We start from the raw sequence: 20,866 nt of genomic DNA on the forward strand, positions 1-20,866 counted from the left end.
ATATAATTTCACATACTATCTGTCACTATCATGATTAAAATTTCTCTAATACGATTTTCCCGATGGTACGTCCACTTTCAAGTAGTGCATGTGCCTTCTTTAAGTTTTCAGCGTTAATCGGTGTTAATGTTTCATTTAAGGTAGTCTTTAAAATGCCTTCATCTAGTAGTTCGCTTACTTTATTTAATAGTTCGTGCTGCGTAATCATATCGCCAGTTTCATACATTGCTTTTGTAAACATAAACTCCCAAACGAGTGTAGCACTTTTACTTTTTAAAATACCCATTTCAAGAGGGTGTTCATTTTCTACGATAGAGCAAATTTTGCCTTGTGGTTTAATAAGGTCACATATTGCTTGCCAATGTTGATCTGTATTGTTTAAGCAGAAAATATAATCTACATCGCTGAATCCAAGGCTTTGTAATTGCTCTTTTAAAGGGGCATGATGGTCAATTGTATGGTCAGCTCCAAGCTTTTTAACCCAGTCTATCGTTTCGCCGCGGGAAGCAGTTGCAATTACATTTAGTCCAGCCCATTTCGCCAGTTGAATTGCAATTGAACCGACACCACCAGCTCCGCCGATAATTAAAATGTTTTTAAATGAGTTCGTATCTTTTTTAGTATGATCAATGCCTAAACGTTCAAATAAACCTTCCCAAGCTGTAATCGCTGTTAAAGGAATTGCGGCAGATTCAGCATCATTTAACGTTTTTGGTTTCTTACCAACGATTCTTTCATCAACTAAATGATATTCACTATATGTACCTTGTCTCGTAATGCTTCCAGCGTAAAACACTTCGTCGCCTTCTTTAAATAACGTACAACCTTCGCCCGTTTGTACGACAATACCACTCGCATCCCAGCCGAGTATTTTTGCTATATCTTCTTTTTTATCTTTCGGAGAGCGAACTTTTGTATCAACTGGATTAACGGAAATTGCGTTAATTTTAACGAGTATATCTCTTCCTGTAGCAACAGGTCTTTCAACTTCAATATTAATTAAACTGTTTTCTTCTTCAATAGGTAAGTATTCATGTAAACCAATTGCTTTCATTTCTATTCCCTCCATTAAAGTAAGAGTCATTTACTCTTTTATTATAGATGGTGAAATGCCATTATGTAAAAAAGTACACTCTTTTTTATTTATGCTGGTATGAAAGTGTGGAAGGAGTTTATTTCTAAAAAGCAGAATTTTTTATTGTGTTACTTTATCTTAAATTAAATGTAAAGGTGGATACATAATGACAGTAAAAAAGCTTTATTTCATCCCAGCAGGTCGTTGTATGTTAGACCATTCTTCTGTTAATAGTACGCTCACACCGGGAAATTTATTGAACTTACCTGTATGGTGTTATCTTTTGGAGACGGAAGAAGGGCCTATTTTAGTAGATACAGGTATGCCAGAAATTGCGGTTAATAATGAAGGTCTTTTTAACGGTACATTTGTTGAAGGACAGATTTTACCGAAAATGACTGAAGAAGATAGAATCATAACTATTTTAAAGCGTGCAGGGTATGAGCCAGATGATCTCCTATATATTATTAGTTCACATTTGCATTTTGATCATGCGGGAGGAAATGGTGCTTTTTCGAATACGCCAATCATTATACAGCGTGCTGAATATGAGGCGGCGCAATATAGAGAAGAATATTTGAAAGAGTGTATATTGCCGCATTTGAACTACAAAATTATTGAAGGGGATTATGAAGTGGTACCTGGTGTTCGGTTATTGTATACACCAGGACATTCGCCAGGGCATCAGTCACTGTTAATTGAGACAGAAAAATCCGGTCCGATATTATTAACGATTGATGCATCTTATACGAAAGAGAATTTTGAAGATGAAGTGCCGTTTGCAGGATTTGATTCAGAATTAGCTTTATCTTCAATTAAACGTTTAAAAGAAGTTGTGATGAAAGAGAAGCCAATTATTTTCTTTGGTCATGATATAGAACAGGAAAAGGGTTGTAGAGTGTTCCCGGAGTATATATAGTGCAAAAAGTCATGAGTTCGCGTGCTCATGACTTTTTCGTTTAAATAATTTTTTTAAATAAATTATAAACTTTTTTTGAACTATCTTCGTTTAACTGATAGTACGTAAGGTTTACATCATCAGGAGTATCTTGCTGAGCAATCATCACTTCGCTGCTGTGATGATCAACTACCCATATGAAATATTTTTTATAAGCTCCATCCTCGAAAGTAATCCACATATCACAATCTATTAAGTCTGATCCTTCTTCATCTAATGTTAATTTACCTTTTTTTGCGGTATTCATACTGTTAATAAACGTTTTTAATTCATCTGTTTTTGTGAGAAAGATATCCTGTTTTGTTTTAATTGATTCTACATGTATATCTTTTATTTCCTGTTTTCCTAAAAAAACAGGGGGCTCATTTGGATCTCGCGAGCTTGAAATAATAGTAGCTTTCTTTTTCGGTTTATTTGCAGTATAGAGATCTTGAATAGATTTTCCCGAGTTTATAAACCATGCAATTCCAGAAATAATTAATACGCTACCTAGCAATAAAATAATTTTTTTAATAGGATTTTCTCCTCTCTATTACTTCGTGTGAAGAGCTTTTCTATTAATATATGATAGGTAAGCGTAAAGTATTATAGTTGAACTTGGTTATGCTTCACAGTTTTTATCGGGCGATCTATGAGTAAATTGTAAGTGAGCCCAATTAATACGAAAATGCCACCGATAACTTTACCAATTGAGAGTTCATTTGTCAGGAAGAAATCAATAATAGTCCCCGCAAATAATTGTCCGATAAAGATGAGTAATGTTAAATAAAAGGCTGATATTTTAGGAGTAATATAGTTGGATAATGAAATAACGATAACTCCTACTAATCCGCCTAAGTATACGGCGATAGGAATAGATTGCAACTTATGAATAGGGATATACAATGAATCTGAACTGAAAATTAAAAATAACATAGAGAAAAATAATCCAGTAATATAATTGAAAAACGTGCCTTCCCAGTTTCCAATTTCCTTTGCTAAATTCGCGTTAATAATTCTAGCAACAACGATAGAAACACCAGCTAAAATAGCGATCGTAATATATAACATTTTCTTGCCCCCATTAATAAATTGTCATGATTATAATTCCAGAAGAGATGAAACATAATCCAATTAGTTTTTTCTTTTCAAACTTTGCAACTTTCATTCCTAATAAGCCGAAATGATCAATAACGATGGAAGCAATAGATTGACCGAGTAAACTTAATGCGATCGTAATAGAAGCACCAAGGACGGAGAAACTTATATTGTTAAAAAGAACAGTGAATACTCCAATCGCTCCAGCGCTATATAAAAAAAGTGGAATACTTTTATCGAAACGAATTTTATTTTTGTTTATGATTAAAATGAAGATAACTGCAATTAAACCGACAAGGTGAATGACCACGCTTGCTGTGTACTTGCCAATTAACTCAGATAAAATCCCATTCAATGGAAGCATAACGGCGATGAGCACACCAATAAAGACAGAAAGAAAGTTATACAATGTAATATCCCCTTTGTATTTCATATTTGTAATGACTGTATCATGCTGAAATTGTGTATTGTTATGACATATGTCATAGTGGAAGAAGAAAATTTTGATTACAATGGGGATGAGTTGTAAAGGTGGGGAACTATGAAGAAAGTATGTAATTCTATTAAATTAGCAGAGTATATGAAGAAAAATAATATTGATTCATTTTTTAGTCATGATATGAAGCCATATATGGAACTTATATTTTTTAAAAAGAATGAGTTTATTTGTAGAGAAAATGAAGAGATAGATTATTTATATTTCTTTGTTGAAGGAAAAGCGAAAGCGTTTAACACATTAAGTAACGGGAAATCCGTATTACTGTGTTTTTATGATAGTTTGCAGTTACTTGGAGATGTGGAGTTAATTCATTCCCAAAGGATTACTTCAAATGTACAAGTAATGGCAGATTCATATTGTGTTGGTTTACCATTAGGAAAAGTGAGAAATCAGCTATTTCATGATGCGAAATTTTTAAGATGTATTTGTGGATCGTTAGCACATAAGTTAAATCGACTTTCAAAAAATAGTACAATTAATTTATTGTATCCGCTTGAAAATAGACTTGCGAGTTACATGTTAGCAGCAGGGGAACGAGCAGTTCAGTATGAAAATAGAATTGTATTTAGTGGGAATTTAACGGAAATAGCGGAATTGTTAGGAACGAGCTATCGGCATTTGTTGCGAACATTAAATATTTTTTGTGATAAAGAGATAATAAAGAAGAACGATGGATGCTATGAAGTAGTAAACGTGGATGTTTTGAGAGAATTGGCAGCAGATGTTTATAAATAGGAGGAGAGTATAAATGATAACACCTATATTTAGAATTTTTGATATTGAAAAAGCAAAACTATTTTACTTAGGTTTTTTAGGATTTAAACTGGATTGGGAACATCGGTATGAGGAAAATATGCCATTATATTTGCAAATTTCGTTACAGGATGCTGTGATACATTTATCAGAACATCATGGTGATGCCTCACCAGGTGGTGCGATTCGGATCAAAATAGATGATGTAAAGGATTATCATTCTGTATTATTAAGTAAAGAATATGCTTATTCGAAGCCGAATATAGAAAAAACACCTTGGGGTACAATTGAATTAACTGTAATTGATCCGTTTTCAAATAGAATTACACTATACGAGGAAAAATTGTAGAAATGGAATGAAGAGTAGTTCATAGAGCAGTGAACTGCTCTTTTTTATTTTGAGTAGATATTGAATCATATAAAAAGAAAATGTTATGATTATGGAAACGTATGAACACATGAACAAGTATTCATATGTTTAAGAAGAGGAGGGATTAGAATGAAAGATCTAATTATTATTGGGGCGGGTCAAGCTGGATTAACAATGGGATATTACTTGAAGCAAGAAGGGTATAATTTTTTATTACTTGAGGCAGGAAAACGAGTTGGTGATTCATGGAGAAATCGATATGATTCTTTGCAGCTTTTTACCTCAAGGTCTTACAGTAGCTTGCCGGGTATGACGTTAATAGGTGAAAAAAATGAATTTCCATATAAAGATGAAATTGCAACTTATTTAGAAGAATATGCAAGACATTTTCAATTACCGGTACAATTACAAACGGAAGTTTTAAAGATAAAGAAAGAAAAAGAAATATTTGAATTACACACTCCTACAGAAATTTTACAAACGAAAAAAGTTATTATCGCATCAGGTGGTTTTCAGCAACCGTTTATTCCCTCAGTTTCAGCAAATCTATCATCACATATTTTTCAAATACATTCATCACAATATAAATCACCATCACAAATTCCTAAGGGAAAAGTACTAGTAGTAGGTGGTGGGAATTCAGGAATGCAAATTGCAGTAGAACTGGCAAAGACTCATGAAGTTACGGTGTCTATTAGTCATCCTTTAACGTTTTTACCGTTACAACTTTTTGGAAAAAGTATTTTTAATCTGCTAGAAAAAGTGGGTTTATTGTACGCTGAAATAAATACAAAGAGGGGAAGATGGTTTCAGAAGAGAAAGGACCATATTTTCGGTTTTGAAGGTAAGAAACTTATTCGTAATGGAGCAATCAAACTGCAAGAAAAAGTAGTAAGTGCATCAGGAAATAACATTATGTTTCAGAATGGTGATACTTATAGTGCAGAAAGCGTTATATGGTCAACTGGTTTTGTACAAAATTATAATTGGATTGAAATTGAACAGGCAGTGAATGAGAAAGGATTTCCTAATCATATAAAGGGAATCAGTCCAGTAAAAGGATTGTATTATATCGGTTTACCATGGCAATCTCAAAGGGGTTCCGCACTTATTTGTGGTGTAGGAAAGGATGCAGTATATTTGCTTTCTGAAATCAAAAAAATAGATCAGTAGCAATAACTACTGATCATCCATATGTACATGAATTAGGAGAGGTCAAACATTTATTAACTTTATTATAATAGATTTTCATAGAATTAAAAACTGAAAATTCAAATTTAATGTTGAGAAAGTTTTTTGTATCGAAATATATGAAAAAATAGGGATTTTTATTAAAACAGAAAAAGATATTTCTATTTTAGTAAATTATGATATAGTCTAAATAAGCGTGTTTTTCCATAAATGTAATTATTTTCATTGCAGTTTCGTTTATATAAGGGAAGGAGAAGTAATTATGAAGTTTGATGATCAACGCTTACTAGGAGTCCGATTAGGTTCTGTACTTGTGACAGAGGAAAATCAATATTTAGTAATTAAGAAAAAAGATCATTATGCACTATTAAATATACATAATTTAGAATGCACTCATGTTGAAGTGCAGTTAGAACATTTGGAAGAAATGTTACATGAAGATTTCCAGGAAAGTATAACGGAAATTATCGCACCAGAACATATAAAAATTGTTGCGAAAAATGTTATATAGATAAAGAAGCTGGAAGGAACAGCTTCTTTATTTTCATTATAAGGATAACGTTTTTACAACCTCACCAATGATCCCTTCCATTTGATGAACACCTAAATCGGAATTGGTCATAATAACAGCGCCATTCCCGCAGTATGGATAACAAACCATCATACATTGAAATCCGACGCTCCATCCGAGTGAATAAATCTGTAATTCTTCATTAGAATCATCTAGAAAAACACCTAATCCAGTCCATTTTGAGCAACCTTGAGGAGAAATCATGTCTAGTACTAATTTTTGAGAAAGTTTTAGTTTGCCCTTTCCTTGTAAGGAATGAATGATTTCAATGACTAAAGCTGATAAGTCAGTTGGTGTTGTCCAAATGCCTGAAGCAGCTGCGAATGGATAAAATGGAAATCTCTCATTTGTTACAGTTCTATCTTTATTATGGCCGCAAGCAAAAACATCGGTTTTATCTATGTCTTTTGGAGAGAAGAGTGTACTATTTTTCATTTGTAGTGGCTGAAAGATATATTCTTCAAGTAAAAGGTTAAATGGTTTTCCAGTTATATCTTCAAGTAGTAGTTCGATAATACAAAAGTTTGCATCAGAGTAGTGAAATTCACTTTCTGGTTTATAAGTTATTTCTATTGGTACTGAACAATATGATGTTTTACCAGCAAGGAGTTCAGATAAGTTTGGTCGCCCTTGTGCAAATGTAAAATGTTCAAAACTATTAGGAGGATCAATAATTCCAGATTGGTGACTTAATAAATTTCGCAGGGTGACTTTTTTCTGTGAGGTAAATAGATTGGTAGGTATGTTCCAAGATGTAAGTCTATCATTTACGTCTCCATCTAAATGTATGATTTCTTGATCTGATAACGTTAGTACGAACATTGTAGTGATAAACTTACTAATAGAACAAGAATTAAATATAGAATTCGTAGTGACAGTTCTAGTTGTTCCAGATTCAAGTGTTCCGAAAGTAATCGCTTCGTCTAGTTTGCCGTCACGTATAACGGCAAGACTTAAACCTGCAACGGAATATTGGTTCATTTTCTCGTATATATTGTTACTTTTTAAGTTCATAGTGACTCCTTTCTTCAAAAAAGACAGAATGTTAGTTCTATTATACTATAGTGAATAGAGAGTGTGAGAGAAAAAGAAAAAACTTCATCGATCAAAGATGAAGTTTTTTAGTTAATTTGAAGTGAATGTTTTAAAAAATTTATCGCGGTACATGTACATAATCCATGAGGTTGTTATTAAAGAAATGATGATTTGTTTGTTTTTAATTGGTGCATTGAAAACAAGCCAACCCACTATATCAAATAATAAATGTAGCACGATTGAAAGAACTACAAATTGAAGTAACGTATTTAAAAATCTTTTCATAAAGTGTCCCCCTAAAATAATAGGTTTTATTAACAGTTTGATATAGTAGTATTATACATTAAATGTTTGATGTGGTAAAATTTACATAAGTTAGTGAAATAAAACAAATGAAAGTTAGTAAGGGGGAACATTCATGGAATTCTGGATGGTTATACCGATAGTAGCCTTTGGTTTCATTTATATCGCTGAAAAATTAACTACAATTGAAAAGAAAAATGATGCGCGTTTAAAGAGAATTGCAGATAGATTACAATTAATTACGAAAGAAATGGGAATTATAGAAAGAGAACCTGAAATTAATAAAGAACTACGCCAGCTTGTAGAAGAAGGCAAAAAAATTACAGCAGTTAAGAGAGTAAGAGAAGCTTTTGGTTTTTCCTTACTAGAAGCGAAGCAATATGTTGATAAATTATAAAAAAGATCATCCATTTGGGTGATCTTTTTTCACTGCACCATGCGTGTATTTACATAAGCGGCGATAATAAAGTGTCCAATTATAATGATAGGAATAACGATCGTGACATTAGGAGTAGTGAAGACACTACCGATTGTGGCAATGACACCAGCAACTAAATTATAAAGACCAACTATTTTTGATAACTTCACTTTATCAGGCACGCGGCGTTCGTTGAATCCTGATAAGAGCCAAGTGTATTGTTTTACTCCAATGAAATAAGCTAGTGCAAATGAAAGGATTGCCACTATGAATAATGATGGGGAAGCGAAGAGAGTCATTGCAAACACCTCCGTTAATGGGCTATAAATAAATTATAGTCCGAATGTTATAATTTAACAAAATATAATTTTGGTTTTAAGTGTAATAGAAAAATGGAGTATTGGTAATGAGGGGAGATTAAGTATGAATATTGTGGAGTTTCAGATTGGGATGACAAATTAACGAAGGAACTAATAGAAATGGTAGAAAAGAAATTTCAGAAGCGCGTAACGGATTTCATTATTACACATGCGCACGCTGATCGAATTGGCGGAATAAAAACGTTGAAAGAAAGAGGTATTAAAGCGCATAGTACAGCATTAACTGCAGAATTAGCAAAGAAAAATGGATATAAAGAGCCGCTTGGAGATTTACAAACAATTACGAGTTTGAAGTTTGGCAATACAAAAGTAGAAACGTTCCATCCAGGGAAAGGACGTACAGAAGATAATATTGTTGTTTGGTTGCCACAATATAAAATTTTAGCTGGAGGCTGTTTAGTGAAATCTGCGGAAGCAAAAGATTTAGGAAATGTTGCAGATGCATACGTAAATGAATGGTCCACATCGATTGAGAATATGCTGAAGCGATATAGAAATATAAATTTGGTAGTACCTGGTCACGGGGAAGTAGGAGACAGGGGATTACTTTTACATACATTGGATTTATTAAAATAAGAAATTGTAGAAATACAAACGAGAGGAGAAATAATTTTCTCCTCTCGTTCTTCTAACTATATTTAAATGCTGAATCTGTCGATTACGCCAGCATATATTACTGAGATTTTAATTCCAAGTATACAAATACTAGTACTGTCATAATTGCAATAACAACGTAAGTAGCATCAAGCATTATAAGTGTTTTTAAAGTTTCAGTCATTCTAATTCACCCCTGTTATAAAAATATAACATGATCTTTTTATTGATTAGATTAGAGATCATAAAGATAAAATGTATATGAAATTTCTTAAGTAGCTTCTATATAAATATATCATATAAATAATGTAAGTAATGTTAAGATAGTGTAAATGTATTGTAAATAAAGAGGTTTACAATAAAGGCTTTAATAAAAAAATGATAGTTCCTTAAAATAAAAAATACGCTATTCTTTCTATTGAATGATAGAAAGAATAGCGTATTTTTATGTCTATTTTCATATGTGATGAATTGCAACTATTTGTATAAGGGATTCAAAAAAATTTTTTCATTGTATATATTTCTCCAAATTAATTATTTAGTTATTTAAAAGTATCGAAAGATGTGTGCACACTAATGTATATTTTTGGATGTCAATAAAAATATTATGTCAACAATATGAACTGTCACAAATCTTTATATATTATTGTGATTGATATCACATCACTTTTTTTCAATGGGTATTATGCTTAAGGTGTAATGAATGATTGGGAGAGGGTGGGATGATATGTTTTGTTATCAATGTGAACAAACGCCAACAGGCGGTTGTAAAGTAATGGGTGTTTGTGGCAAGAATGAAACGATTGCGAGTTTACAAGATACGATTGTGTTTGGGCTAAAAGGAATTGCAGCTTATCGCACACATGCTGCTCAGCTAGGGTATACGGATGCATTTGTAGATGCTACAACACAAGAAGCTTTATATATGACATTAACAAATTCTAATTTTAACGAACAAGAGCATATTGATATGGCTATGAAAGTTGGGAAATCAGCTTTACGGGTGATGGAGTTATTGGATGAGGCACATACGAATCATTTTGGTGTGCCAGAACCTGTACAAATTTCACAAAATCGTGTAGAAGGTAAAGCAATTGTAGTTACGGGCCATAATTTATTTGCATTAGAAGAACTATTAAAGCAAACAGAAGGAAAAGACATTAATATTTATACGCATTCTGAAATGCTACCAGCACACGGATACCCGCAGCTGAAAAAATATAAACATTTAAAAGGAAACATCGGTAAGGCATGGTATGATCAAAGACGCCTTTTTGAAAAATTTACTGGTGCCATATTAGCTACAACGAACTGTGTTATGCCAATTAAAGGCTCGTACTCTGATCGATTCTTTTCATATGACATTGCAGGTTTAGAAGGTGTACAAAAAATTGAAAATGATGATTTTACACCATTAATTCAAAAAACGCTAGAACTTCCAGAAGTACATATGGAGTCGGATGAACAGTTAGTGACAGGGTTTCATCATAATACAGTATTATCATTAGCTCCAGAAATTATTGATGCAGTAAAAGAAGGGAAAATAAAGCGTTTCTTTGTTATCGCCGGTTGTGATGCACCAGGGAAAGGTGGGGAATACTATCGTGAATTAGCAACATCACTTCCACCAGAAACAGTTATTTTAACAACTTCTTGCGGGAAATTCCGCTTTAATGATGTGGATTACGGTGTTGTACCTGGCACGGAAATTCCGCGTTACATTGACTTAGGACAATGTAACAACTCCATTTCTACAGTGAAAATAGCGGCCGCTTTAGCAGATGCTTTTCAATGTGAAGTGAACGAATTGCCAGTAAGTATTGTCCTATCATGGTTTGAACAAAAAGCAGTTGCCATTTTGCTCGGGCTATTTAGTCTTGGAATTCAAGATATTCGCATCGGTCCAAAGGCTCCTGAATTTATTTCACCTGGCGTGCTTGATGTATTACAAGAAACATTTGGTTTAAAACTAATTACAAATGCAGCAGAAGACATGGCTATGATGTTATCGTAACAGAAAAGATGTTTTCATTTAATTGTGGCTTTATAAATCATTTGTATGTGTGTGAGTAAACGTACATACATACATACATACATACATACATACATACAAATGATTATTAATAAAGAAAATTTGCTATATCTATAAATTTTATAATTTTATAAAGCTTTTAAAGTGTAACACCACATGCCCATCACCTTAAGATTTTAAGTATCCCCAAAACGAAATTTTTACATGAATATCTATAATTTCACCTCTTTTTCATTTGATTTGAAAATAAGCTTTCTATTTTTAAAAACCAACGATACCACCTCAAATTATATGAATAAAATCCATTCATTTATTAGGAAAATGGATTAAAAATAATAAGGTAGACTAAAAAGTAAAATATTATTTATGATAATCATTCTTTTATAAAATTCAAATTGGAAATAGCCCTACTCATTTTCAAAATGGAGGGGCTTTTTTTACTGTAAAATCAATATCTGCAGCTTATTTTTGTTGAAAAAATTCTCATTCTTATTTTGATAGTGATATGGGTACATATACATGCACATCAATCTTTTATTATGAAGTAGCCCTTGAATATATTGTTTTTTATTGACAGACATAAAAATGATTTATTTGCTGTATTGATAATTTATAGACGTTATAATAAAATGTTTATGTATATGTAAACTTAATTTATTTTTGTTTGGTTTCATTGGGAGGTTAGGCAGTGTTAATAACAATAAAATAATGGATATATCACCTGCAAAAAGAATGAAACCAATACGGAGAAGATGATTTCGTTAAAAATTCGAAAAATAAGCGTTATTAGCTCTTGAAGAAAAATGACTAGAAAAATTACAAGCATATGGAAAATAGGGTTATACAAAAAGTCCTAAAGGGGGACGGAATTATGGAGAAAAGAAAGTATTCAGTAACACCACAAGATCGAATGAATTATGTATTAGGTCTTTATTCTGCAGATCAACAAATTAATGCAGTTCTTTATTTTCCTGTAGGTATATCCAAGGAAATACTTGAAGAATCAGTAAGGATAACGTTGCAATTGCAACCAGTTTTGAACAGCCGGTTTGTAGAAAATGATATTCCTTACTGGGAGGAACATTCATCTGACACTAACTCATCTATTTGCTTTTTTGCAGAAGGAAATAATCAAGAACTTGAAATAATGGCAATAGATTTTATTAAAGAACCTGGTGATCGTATACAGGGGCCTATGGTTCAAACGAAATTATTACGGGGCACTACAACAGATATGTTAGTTGTGAAATTATCTCATCTATGTTCAGATGGTGCAGGAGTCAAGGAATATATTAAATTGCTTGGAACAATATATACGCACCTTTCATTGGGACGGTCTAAGAAGCAAATTATAAAGGAATTTGATGAGGGAAATGAGAGTTGTCGAGATCAATCACATGTATTCAAATACGCTGGAATATCGGACATAAAAAGTGCGTATCGTCCTAACCAAGAACAACAGGCATCGTTATGGTCTTTTCCATCTCAACCTAACAAAAATAAATTTCCCCAAATGTCCGTACGGCGATTGAGCCATGAGCAAACTCTACGTTTAACCCAATGGACAAAAGCACAACAGGCTACCTTGAATGATGTAATCATGACTGCATACTTCCGAGCTTTATCACATTTCACTGTGTATGCAGAACCTCGCACTGCAGAAAAAATGATTGGCTTGACAATTGATTTACGTCGATATCTGCCTAATAATACAACTGGTGCTATTTGCAACTTATCCGGTATGGAAATGCCAGTGATTAAAATGGAAGACGATGAAACATTTAAGCAGACTCTTGTTCGAGTTAAACAATCAATGGATAAAATAAAGTCTCAAAATCCAGGTCTTTCTTCAGCAGCAGGAATGGAGCTACTGGCAGAAATGAAGCTATCTACAGTGAAGGAAATGTATAATCAGCAATATGAAGAGGCTGTACAGATGGGGATGGCGTTGCCATTACTGACAAATTTGGGAGTGATCGCTGAGGAACCTATTCAGTTTGGTCAAATTCAAGCTGAGGACGGGTATATGGCATCACCTATTATGTATGCACCATTCTTTTCAATGGGAGTAAGCTCTTATAATGGAAGACTTACATTTACGATTGGTTATCATGCGCCGGATACATCAAAAGAAAAGGTAGAAAAATTTTTAGATAGTGTTGTTAATCAACTATCAGAAATAAAATAAAAGAGAATATAGAGAAAAAATTTCTAGCAGAATTGTATTTTAGGGGCTCGTATCATGTACGGATAATCTCTGGAAATTTTCTCTGATCGCACTTGCCTTTATGCTTTATATGCAATGGGAATGGTAGTGAGAAACAATTTGTATCGTGAAAAAACAAGATATATCGGTATAAAAACAATAAAACAGAGCTGATTTAAATTACAATTTGAATCAGTTCTGTTTTGCTAGTGTGATGGTCCTTACAACAAAAAAGTAGGCTGTATCCGATTAGGGTAAAGCGGATTTTTAATTTTTTTGAAAATAAAGTTGACATCCACAACTACTTAGTCATACAATGTAGATGTAATAAGTGATACTGAATAGTTCGGATTCACAAAAACTATTCAGTAAAAAATTCGCCTTAGTACTCTGTGATACTAAATATAAGTCAGACAGAATAGGGGGTAAAGGAGGATCAGGACATGGAAAATTTAACTGAAATGCTGAAAGGTTCACTGGAAGGGTGTGTACTGGAAATCATTAGTCGCCGTGAAACGTATGGCTATGAGATTACCCGCCACCTGAATGATCTTGGGTTTACCGAAGTTGTGGAAGGTACGGTGTATACCATCCTCGTACGATTAGAGAAGAAAAAGCTTGTGAATATTGAAAAGAAACCATCAGATATGGGACCGCCGCGTAAGTTTTATTCATTAAATGAAGAAGGCCGCCAGGAGCTTGAATTGTTTTGGAAAAAATGGGATTTTGTATCGTCAAAAATTAACGTCTTGAAGTCAAAATAGGTTCATAAGATAAAATGTTCCGGCCGATATTTTGAGAATTTCTTGTTCGGTTTTATAAAAAAGGAGGAAAATAAGATGTTAGAAATGTTCAAAAAGTTAATTGGTGATAAAAAAGAGTACAAAATGATGATGGCACGAGTTGAGGCTCTGCCAGAGGACTACCAATTTGTATTTAAGAAAATTCAAAACTACATGTGGAATTTTTCAGCGGGTAACGGGATGGATATGTTACACATACAGTATGAATTAATCGATTTGTTCGAAGCGGGTGCAGCGGAAGGAAGACAAGTGCTTGACATTACTGGGGATGACGTGGCTTCCTTTGCTGACGAACTAGTGGCAAATGCTAAAACTTACGTCTCCAAGTATCGTGAAGATTTGAATGAAAGTATTATGAAGAAATTGAGAAAAAAATAAATGGAATAAGTAGTACCGACTGATTAGCTGGTTACACATATGAATTGCCATCATAGCTATTCAGTTATATTTTTAACTCGGTACTAAGTAATACAGAATATCAGTGATACTAAATAGATAGAGGTAAATAAATAGTCTTCGCAAAACATTTTTATAGGGAGGAAAAAAGTATGAGTCATGCAGCGATTTCTGTAAAAGGCTTGAAAAAATCCTTTAAAGACAAGGAAGTTTTAAAAGGGGTAGATTTTGAGGTGCAGCGTGGAGAAATTTTCGCGCTGCTAGGCTCAAATGGAGCGGGAAAGACGACAACGGTCAACATCCTTTCGACACTAATGAAGCAAGATAGCGGTGAAGTAAGTATTTGTGGATTTGATGTACAGAGTCAATCAGATCATGTTCGTCAAAGTATCAGTTTGACAGGGCAGTTCGCAGCTTTAGACGGTATGCTGACTGGGAGGGAAAACTTGATAATGATCGCCAAATTACGTGGTGTTTCCAATCCCGCTCAAGTTGCTGACAATCTACTTGCAAGATTTAGCCTGACTGATGCGGCAAACCAAAGGGCAGATCAGTATTCAGGCGGGATGAAGCGCCGGCTTGATATCGCGATGAGTTTGATTGGGGCGCCAGCAGTTATTTTTCTTGACGAACCAACGACTGGACTTGATCCTGAAGCGCGAATCGAAGTGTGGGATACAGTCAAGGAACTTGCTGGTAGCGGTACAACTATTTTGCTTACGACTCAGTACTTGGAGGAAGCAGAACAACTGGCAGACCGTATCGCTATTTTGCATGGCGGAAAAATTATTACGACAGGTACTCTTGCTGAACTAAAAGAGATGTTCCCGCCAGCAAAAGTGGAGTATATCGAGAAGCAACCGACATTGGAAGAAATATTCCTTTCGATCATTGGCAAAAAGGAGGAGATGTAAATGAAAAGTAAAACAGGTGTATTACTAGGTCGTTTAATGCGTAACATTATGCGCAGTCCGGATACAATTATTACAGTAGCGATTACACCGATTATGATGATGCTATTATTTGTCTACGTGTTTGGCGGCGCAATAAAAACTGGAACGGAAAACTACGTTAATTATTTATTGCCGGGAATTTTGCTAATGGCTATCGCATCCGGTGTAGCTTACACTTCCGTGCGACTATTTACGGATGTAAAGAGTGGGCTGATGGCACGTTTCATTACGATGCCTATTAAGCGCTCATCGATATTGTGGGCTCACGTTTTAACCTCTTTTGTTGCTAATGTACTTACTATCGTGGTGGTTATTCTTGTTGCATTATTAATGGGTTTCCGTTCCAGTGCTAATATTCTAGAGTGGCTCGCGGTAGCTGGAATACTTGGGATGTTTACGCTGGCGCTAACATGGCTAGCTATCATTCCAGGATTGAAAGCGAAGTCTATGGAAGGGGCGACTGCTTACTCGTACCCGCTAGTTTTTCTTCCATTTATTAGTTCGGCCTTTGTGCCTACCGAAACGATGCCAAAAATTGTTCGTGCGTTTGCAGAGAATCAGCCTGTAACTTCAATCGTGAATGCGATTCGTGCTCTTTTATATGAAGGAACTGTGGGTAACGATATTTGGATTGCACTCGCTTGGTGCGTAGGTATAATGGTCATCTCTTACTTTTTCGCCAGTAAAGCATTTAAACGTCAGTTAGGGTAAGAAACGAGATAAACGAAACCTTCAGGAATAATATATATTTAGAAAAGCACGGGAGATTTTCCGTGCTTTTATTATTTATCATGCTCTCATTGTAGTAAATGAAATGGTATTTAAAAATAGGATAATTATCCAGTGATCAAGCTTAATATTTGAGGCTCACTGCTTATGGAATGTATAAGCACACTCGTTTTTGTAAATCTGCTAATACTTCATCGGGTATTTCTTTGATTTTAATATCCTTCCCTAGAAAAAGCAGCCAATTTATTATTTCCGTCACTTCATCGGGATTGTTAACATTGATAAAAGCTTTTAAAATGGCTGTGGATTGGTAAGGATTAGTATAAGATATTGAAATTTTTAAAGGATGGTATTTTTTGAACTGGGCAATTGCTGTCGGACCAAGTTCAAATACAAGGTTAATTGCTTCGTCCTTCTTACTTAGTTTTTCTAAAATCTTTTTCTTATTTAGCCTTTTGTTCGTCGTGTATGGTTCGATATTAATGAGATCATCGACAGGAAACATCATCTTCTTTTCTTTTTTTAAGTCAAACCCTTCAATGATCCAATGGCTTTTTTCTTGATAAAGGTGCAATAGATAAATTGGATAAGACTTGATTTCTTCATCTTCTTTCATAGTAATCAATAAATGGTTATCCAAAAGAAGGATTTGAATGAGTTTTTCTAACATAGGATGGGGGAGATCAGAAAGCTCAAGTAGATCGGGATTATGAGGGTTAGTCCCTTGGAAAAGCAAGAGTTGATTTAAAAGAACGAGGTCATCTTGCTGGGTTTCTGAGATGAGTCCTAGTAGTTTTTCGGCTAAAGATTGACGACTCTTTAGGTAGGGAAGTTGTTGATTCCTCGTAGCCATAAAGGCAATAAAAAGAGCTTTCACTTCATTATCAGTAAAGCGAACAACGGGCAGGATAGAATTATGCATAACAAAATATCCACCCGTTCTCCCAACTTCAGCGACCAGTGGCATTCCCATAGCTTCAATTTCTCTAATGTCTCTAATAGCTGTCGACCGTGATATGTTAAATTCTTGTATAATTTCAGAAATTGTAAAGTGAGAGCGGTTGTTGATATACCGCATAATTGTATTAATCCGTTCAACTTTTTTCATTTTGGTCTCCTAAACAGTATCATTTTTTGACATGGTTTAAAGGTATTATAAACGTATCAGATGAAAAGATAAATCGTTTGATTAATAAAAAAGAGGCAGGTTTTGAATATGAAAAATTATACTATAGAAGAAAAAGATAGCTTTATTGTGTTAGGTATTGGAACTGAAATTAAGAGTGAATACACAAACTTTGCTGGAATAAATAAAGAAAAGGAAGACTTTTGGTCGGCTGTTAAAGAAGATGGAAGGCTGGACACTTTAAAAGCTTTAGCTACAAATGAATACATTTTTTCCGTGAGCGAAGCGGTGAATAACAAAATGATGTATTATGCGGGTGTCATGACAGAAGCACAAATAGAAGAAGAATCTAGAGTGATTCAGTTTCCGAGGGGAGAATACTTAGTAGTGAAAGGGGAAGACAAAACGGCTAAAGAGCTAAGTAATAAGCTTACTGGCATCGCCTTCGGTCAAGCTTTACCAGAAGCAAAGGATTTTGCCTATGTTGGTGGACCGAATACAACGGTTGAGATGGGACAGAGAAATGGCCTAGTATTTGGTGAAATGTGGATTCCGGTTGTTAGGAAGTAAAGTGATAAAAGGTGCGAATATGGAAAGTAGAGGCTAACGATCTTGTATTGTTGGCCTTTTTGAAATGAATATAATATTCATATACTGCTACACAGTATGTTCTGATAAAATGGAATAAAAGGGAATTACTGTAAGGTGGTGGTGGGGAGAATAAAAAAGGCTATTTGAGCTATTCATAGTAACGTTTGTTTTTCTATTCCTTCATGTAAGTACATTTACTAATGAAAGATTTAACGATAAATTGGGATCCTTTACTTTCATTGTGCTACTTCTTATGCTTTCTATTTACACTGCATTTATAGAAAAGTATTTTGATGATATACAAAAGTGGATTCGAAATATTACATGTTGCTTTGCTTTATTCGTAGTGGTTTTAGTAGCTCTATGGATAGGTTATTTTTAGTCCTTACTTAAGAGAATGAGAAATATGTGATTACACTACATTCGATTCGATAATATGACTTAGCTGCATCGGTTTATATTAATCTTTTCTCTCCTCAATCATGATAAAATGTACAAAATGAGAATCCAATTTAATAGATATTATAAGAAAACCATCAATTTGATTATCCTTTTTCAAATTGATGGTTTTTATTTTTGAAATAAATATGTATTTTTTAAAAAAATATTTTTTGACCCCCATAAAACTATGTATTCCTCCGAATATGTATAGTGAAGAAAATAAATAGAAGAAAAATGACTATGAAAGAATATAGAAGCATTAATAAATTTACTAGATTAAGTGGGCATCCGAAATAAAAGGATGAAATTACCAATGATATAGAGAAGAGTTATTCAAGGATTGCAGATAAAATAGAAAAAGAATAAGCAAAACGAACGGTAGAAAATAAGAAAGTAGATAAAAATTAAAACTTAACTTTTGTGCCGAGAGAAAAGGAAAATCATTAAGAAAACGTTAGGAAAAGTTAGAATCGAAAAATATAACTAACAGCAAGAAGACAAGACCGAAGAAAAGTACCAAGAAAATCTGGTTAAATGGTCACTTGTGTAGTGGCCATTTTGCTATTTGAAGGAGGCTGGGAGATTACAAGTGTTGAGTTTAGTAATGAAGATCTTAAGAAAACCGAAAATAGAAGATATCGTATGTAACATACAAAACAACGAAGAAGACAAAGAAGCGTTTATCGTACAGTATCAGCCTTTTATTAGAAAATCAATCTCATCTGTCTGCCGCCGATATATTACAGAACAGGATGATGAATATAGCATTGGATTGTTTGCGTTTAACGAAGCAATTGAACAGTATTCATATACAAAAGGAAAATCCTTTTTAGCGTTTGCTGATCTTCTTATAAAAAGAGATGTAATTGACTATATACGTAAGGAGTCTAAACATAACTTTGTCTTTTTAAAAGAAGATGAGCAAGAGGAAATGTTAGAAATGCAAGTATCGCTTACGGAGTATATGAAAGAGATGGAAAATAGTAACCGTAAGGAGGAAATTCTTCATTTTCAAAGTGTGCTAGCTGAGTTTAAAATCACATTCTCAGAGCTTGCTAAAGAATCTCCTAAGCATCGTGATACACGTGAGCACTTAATAGAAATTGTAAAAATTATTATAAAAGAAGAGGAAATGATGGAAGAGCTGTTCCGAAAGAAAAAGTTACCGCTTAAACATATAGAACCACGTGTTAGGGTAAGTCGTAAAACGTTGGAACGACATAGAAAATACATTATTGCAATGTGTATTATTTTTGCAAACAACTATACATATATTCTGGATTACATAAGAGGGGAAAAGCATGATGAATAAAGGAATTGTGATGGATATAAAAAAGCATAGCGTAGTTGTTTTAACACCAAATGGAGAGTTTATTACGTGTAAAAGAAAAGGGGATTCTTGCATAATCGGGGAGGAAATCTTATTTGATGAGCAAGAACAAAAAGCATCGCATTTTTCGATCCCTTCCTTTTTAAAACCTGCATCAATACTTGTTGCTTGTTTTCTATTTGCAGTGCTGTTTTTCTACAACCAACCAGAAGAAAAAGTATTTGCTTACGTCTCAGTTGATATAAATCCAAGTTTAGAGGTGAGCGTAACAAAGGATTTTCGTGTTATAGATTTGCAGGCTTGTAATGATGATGGAAGGCGTATTTTAAAAGAATTGAAGCAATGGGAAAATAAACAATTGCAAGAAGTAATACGTAGGATTATAAAGCAAAGTCAAGAGGATAAGTATTTAACGAATGATAAGCAAGTTATGCTAACAGCTGTTGCAAAGGACAAGGCACTAGAACCACAGTTGGAAAAGGCGATGAAAGAATTAAAGAAAGAATATGAGCTAAAACATATTACAGTTGAATATCAAAGTAGCACAATGCAAGTACGAGAGAATGCTAGAAAAGCTGGAATTGGCACAGGTGTCTATATAAAGCAAGAGAGTGAGAAGAACAAATCGCTTACGCCTCCTGCCACGCCGTCTAATCCGGTGGAAAACGAAGAAGAGATACAATTGCAGCCGGAGTCATCTCCTGATGCATCACCGGATTTGTCTCCCGTACAAGAAAAAAAATATGAGAAGCCAGAGCATAAAGAACAAAAGAAAACAGAAGAACAGCCATCGAAGCAAATAAAAGAAAACAATGGAAGAGGATCCCAGCAAGAAAATAGAGGGAATCAACAGGAGAATAACAGTAGAGAATCTCAACAGGGAAATAATGGGGACCGACAAGGGAACAATGGAAGAGGATCTCAACAAGGAAATAATGGGGACCGACAAGGGAACAATGGAAGAGGATCTCAACAAGGAAATAATGGGAATCAGCAAGGGAACAACGGAAGAGGATCTCAACAAGGAAATAATGG

Annotated in this window: 24 protein-coding genes and 1 pseudogene; 17 read left to right on the plus strand and 8 right to left on the minus strand. The window is 34.1% G+C overall.

The window, feature by feature from the left end:
- Positions 1–34: 34 nt before the first annotated feature.
- Positions 35–1,054: a zinc-binding alcohol dehydrogenase family protein gene (locus tag MR167_RS24285; protein ID WP_000643781.1), complete on the minus strand. Its 1,020-nt coding sequence runs from the start codon at positions 1,052–1,054 to the stop codon at positions 35–37.
- A gap of 187 nt (positions 1,055–1,241) precedes the next feature.
- Here MR167_RS24285 and aiiA point away from each other — a divergent pair, with 187 nt between their 5' ends.
- Positions 1,242–1,994 (plus strand): quorum-quenching N-acyl homoserine lactonase AiiA, encoded by a 753-nt coding sequence (aiiA, locus tag MR167_RS24290; protein WP_242315682.1) that lies wholly within the window; start codon positions 1,242–1,244, stop codon positions 1,992–1,994.
- 40 nt (positions 1,995–2,034) lie between these two features.
- Here aiiA and MR167_RS24295 read toward each other — a convergent pair whose 3' ends face one another.
- The 3 genes from MR167_RS24295 to MR167_RS24305 form a co-directional block, all read right to left on the minus strand.
- Positions 2,035–2,529 (minus strand): hypothetical protein, encoded by a 495-nt coding sequence (locus tag MR167_RS24295; protein WP_242315684.1) that lies wholly within the window; start codon positions 2,527–2,529, stop codon positions 2,035–2,037.
- 89 nt (positions 2,530–2,618) lie between these two features.
- Positions 2,619–3,083 carry a DMT family transporter gene (locus MR167_RS24300; RefSeq protein ID WP_000965811.1) on the minus strand — a complete coding sequence of 155 codons (465 nt, stop codon included), beginning with the start codon at positions 3,081–3,083 and terminating at the stop codon, positions 2,619–2,621.
- 13 nt (positions 3,084–3,096) lie between these two features.
- Positions 3,097–3,543, minus strand: coding sequence for a DMT family transporter (locus MR167_RS24305; protein WP_002039063.1), 447 nt, complete (start codon positions 3,541–3,543; stop codon positions 3,097–3,099).
- Between the two features lie 108 nt (positions 3,544–3,651).
- On the opposite strand from MR167_RS24305, the gene yeiL reads away from it, so the two are divergent.
- The 4 genes from yeiL to MR167_RS24325 all read left to right on the plus strand — a co-directional run bounded on the left by yeiL (position 3,652) and on the right by MR167_RS24325 (position 6,434).
- The gene (gene yeiL / locus MR167_RS24310; protein ID WP_242315686.1) at positions 3,652–4,344 is read left to right on the plus strand and encodes a transcriptional regulator YeiL; all 693 of its coding nucleotides are present in this window, start codon (positions 3,652–3,654) and stop codon (positions 4,342–4,344) included.
- Between the two features lie 13 nt (positions 4,345–4,357).
- Complete coding sequence (locus MR167_RS24315; protein WP_000632403.1) at positions 4,358–4,711, plus strand: glyoxalase superfamily protein; 354 nt, start codon at positions 4,358–4,360, stop codon at positions 4,709–4,711.
- 150 nt (positions 4,712–4,861) lie between these two features.
- Positions 4,862–5,905, plus strand: coding sequence for a flavin-containing monooxygenase (locus tag MR167_RS24320; protein ID WP_242315688.1), 1,044 nt, complete (start codon positions 4,862–4,864; stop codon positions 5,903–5,905).
- A gap of 280 nt (positions 5,906–6,185) precedes the next feature.
- The gene (locus tag MR167_RS24325; protein ID WP_000666947.1) at positions 6,186–6,434 is read left to right on the plus strand and encodes a hypothetical protein; all 249 of its coding nucleotides are present in this window, start codon (positions 6,186–6,188) and stop codon (positions 6,432–6,434) included.
- A 36-nt stretch (positions 6,435–6,470) separates the two neighbouring features.
- On the opposite strand, the gene MR167_RS24330 is transcribed toward MR167_RS24325, so the two are convergent.
- On the minus strand, positions 6,471–7,508 hold the full coding sequence (locus MR167_RS24330; RefSeq protein WP_242315690.1) for a serine hydrolase domain-containing protein: 1,038 nt from the start codon (positions 7,506–7,508) through the stop codon (positions 6,471–6,473).
- Positions 7,509–7,619: 111 nt separating this feature from the next.
- The gene (locus tag MR167_RS24335) at positions 7,620–7,814 is read right to left on the minus strand and encodes a hypothetical protein (protein ID WP_242315692.1); all 195 of its coding nucleotides are present in this window, start codon (positions 7,812–7,814) and stop codon (positions 7,620–7,622) included.
- A 133-nt stretch (positions 7,815–7,947) separates the two neighbouring features.
- Between MR167_RS24335 and MR167_RS24340 the strand changes: the two genes are divergently transcribed.
- Positions 7,948–8,229, plus strand: a complete 282-nt coding sequence (locus MR167_RS24340) for a hypothetical protein (RefSeq protein WP_242315693.1) — start codon at positions 7,948–7,950, stop codon at positions 8,227–8,229.
- A gap of 29 nt (positions 8,230–8,258) precedes the next feature.
- On the opposite strand, the gene MR167_RS24345 is transcribed toward MR167_RS24340, so the two are convergent.
- Positions 8,259–8,549, minus strand: a complete 291-nt coding sequence (locus tag MR167_RS24345) for a DUF3784 domain-containing protein (protein ID WP_000171769.1) — start codon at positions 8,547–8,549, stop codon at positions 8,259–8,261.
- A 141-nt stretch (positions 8,550–8,690) separates the two neighbouring features.
- Between MR167_RS24345 and bla the strand changes: the two are divergent.
- The 7 genes and pseudogenes from bla to MR167_RS24380 all read left to right on the plus strand — a co-directional run.
- Positions 8,691–9,206: pseudogene (bla, locus tag MR167_RS24350) on the plus strand (subclass B1 metallo-beta-lactamase); the annotation flags it as partial.
- A 745-nt stretch (positions 9,207–9,951) separates the two neighbouring features.
- Positions 9,952–11,238 carry a hydroxylamine reductase gene (gene hcp / locus MR167_RS24355; protein ID WP_242315695.1) on the plus strand — a complete coding sequence of 429 codons (1,287 nt, stop codon included), beginning with the start codon at positions 9,952–9,954 and terminating at the stop codon, positions 11,236–11,238.
- Positions 11,239–12,127: 889 nt separating this feature from the next.
- Entirely contained in the window at positions 12,128–13,444 is a 1,317-nt protein-coding gene (locus MR167_RS24360; protein ID WP_000415486.1) for a condensation domain-containing protein, read from the plus strand.
- A 461-nt stretch (positions 13,445–13,905) separates the two neighbouring features.
- A complete protein-coding gene (locus MR167_RS24365; RefSeq protein ID WP_000429488.1) occupies positions 13,906–14,226 on the plus strand; it encodes a PadR family transcriptional regulator in 321 nt (106 codons plus the stop codon).
- Between the two features lie 75 nt (positions 14,227–14,301).
- Complete coding sequence (locus MR167_RS24370; protein WP_000891986.1) at positions 14,302–14,643, plus strand: DUF1048 domain-containing protein; 342 nt, start codon at positions 14,302–14,304, stop codon at positions 14,641–14,643.
- A gap of 170 nt (positions 14,644–14,813) precedes the next feature.
- Positions 14,814–15,575 (plus strand): ABC transporter ATP-binding protein, encoded by a 762-nt coding sequence (locus MR167_RS24375; protein WP_000017474.1) that lies wholly within the window; start codon positions 14,814–14,816, stop codon positions 15,573–15,575.
- On the plus strand, positions 15,576–16,325 hold the full coding sequence (locus MR167_RS24380) for an ABC transporter permease (RefSeq protein ID WP_242315697.1): 750 nt from the start codon (positions 15,576–15,578) through the stop codon (positions 16,323–16,325).
- A 163-nt stretch (positions 16,326–16,488) separates the two neighbouring features.
- Here MR167_RS24380 and MR167_RS24385 read toward each other — a convergent pair whose 3' ends face one another.
- Complete coding sequence (locus MR167_RS24385) at positions 16,489–17,451, minus strand: helix-turn-helix transcriptional regulator (protein WP_242315699.1); 963 nt, start codon at positions 17,449–17,451, stop codon at positions 16,489–16,491.
- A gap of 108 nt (positions 17,452–17,559) precedes the next feature.
- Here MR167_RS24385 and MR167_RS24390 point away from each other — a divergent pair, with 108 nt between their 5' ends.
- The 4 genes from MR167_RS24390 to MR167_RS24405 form a co-directional block, all read left to right on the plus strand.
- Positions 17,560–18,039 (plus strand): GyrI-like domain-containing protein, encoded by a 480-nt coding sequence (locus MR167_RS24390; RefSeq protein WP_000801052.1) that lies wholly within the window; start codon positions 17,560–17,562, stop codon positions 18,037–18,039.
- Positions 18,040–18,214: 175 nt separating this feature from the next.
- A complete protein-coding gene (locus MR167_RS24395) occupies positions 18,215–18,442 on the plus strand; it encodes a DUF3963 domain-containing protein (RefSeq protein WP_082180115.1) in 228 nt (75 codons plus the stop codon).
- Positions 18,443–19,090: 648 nt separating this feature from the next.
- On the plus strand, positions 19,091–19,813 hold the full coding sequence (gene sigI / locus MR167_RS24400; RefSeq protein ID WP_002082432.1) for an RNA polymerase sigma factor SigI: 723 nt from the start codon (positions 19,091–19,093) through the stop codon (positions 19,811–19,813).
- A partial coding sequence (locus MR167_RS24405; protein WP_242315702.1) for an anti-sigma-I factor RsgI family protein occupies positions 19,803–20,866 on the plus strand: 1,064 nt, incomplete at its 3' end. The genes sigI and MR167_RS24405, both read left to right, overlap by 11 nt.

The sequence above is a fragment of the Bacillus cereus group sp. BfR-BA-01355 genome (genome assembly GCF_022663675.1).
Taxonomy (GTDB): Bacteria; Bacillota; Bacilli; order Bacillales; family Bacillaceae_G; genus Bacillus_A; species Bacillus_A thuringiensis_S.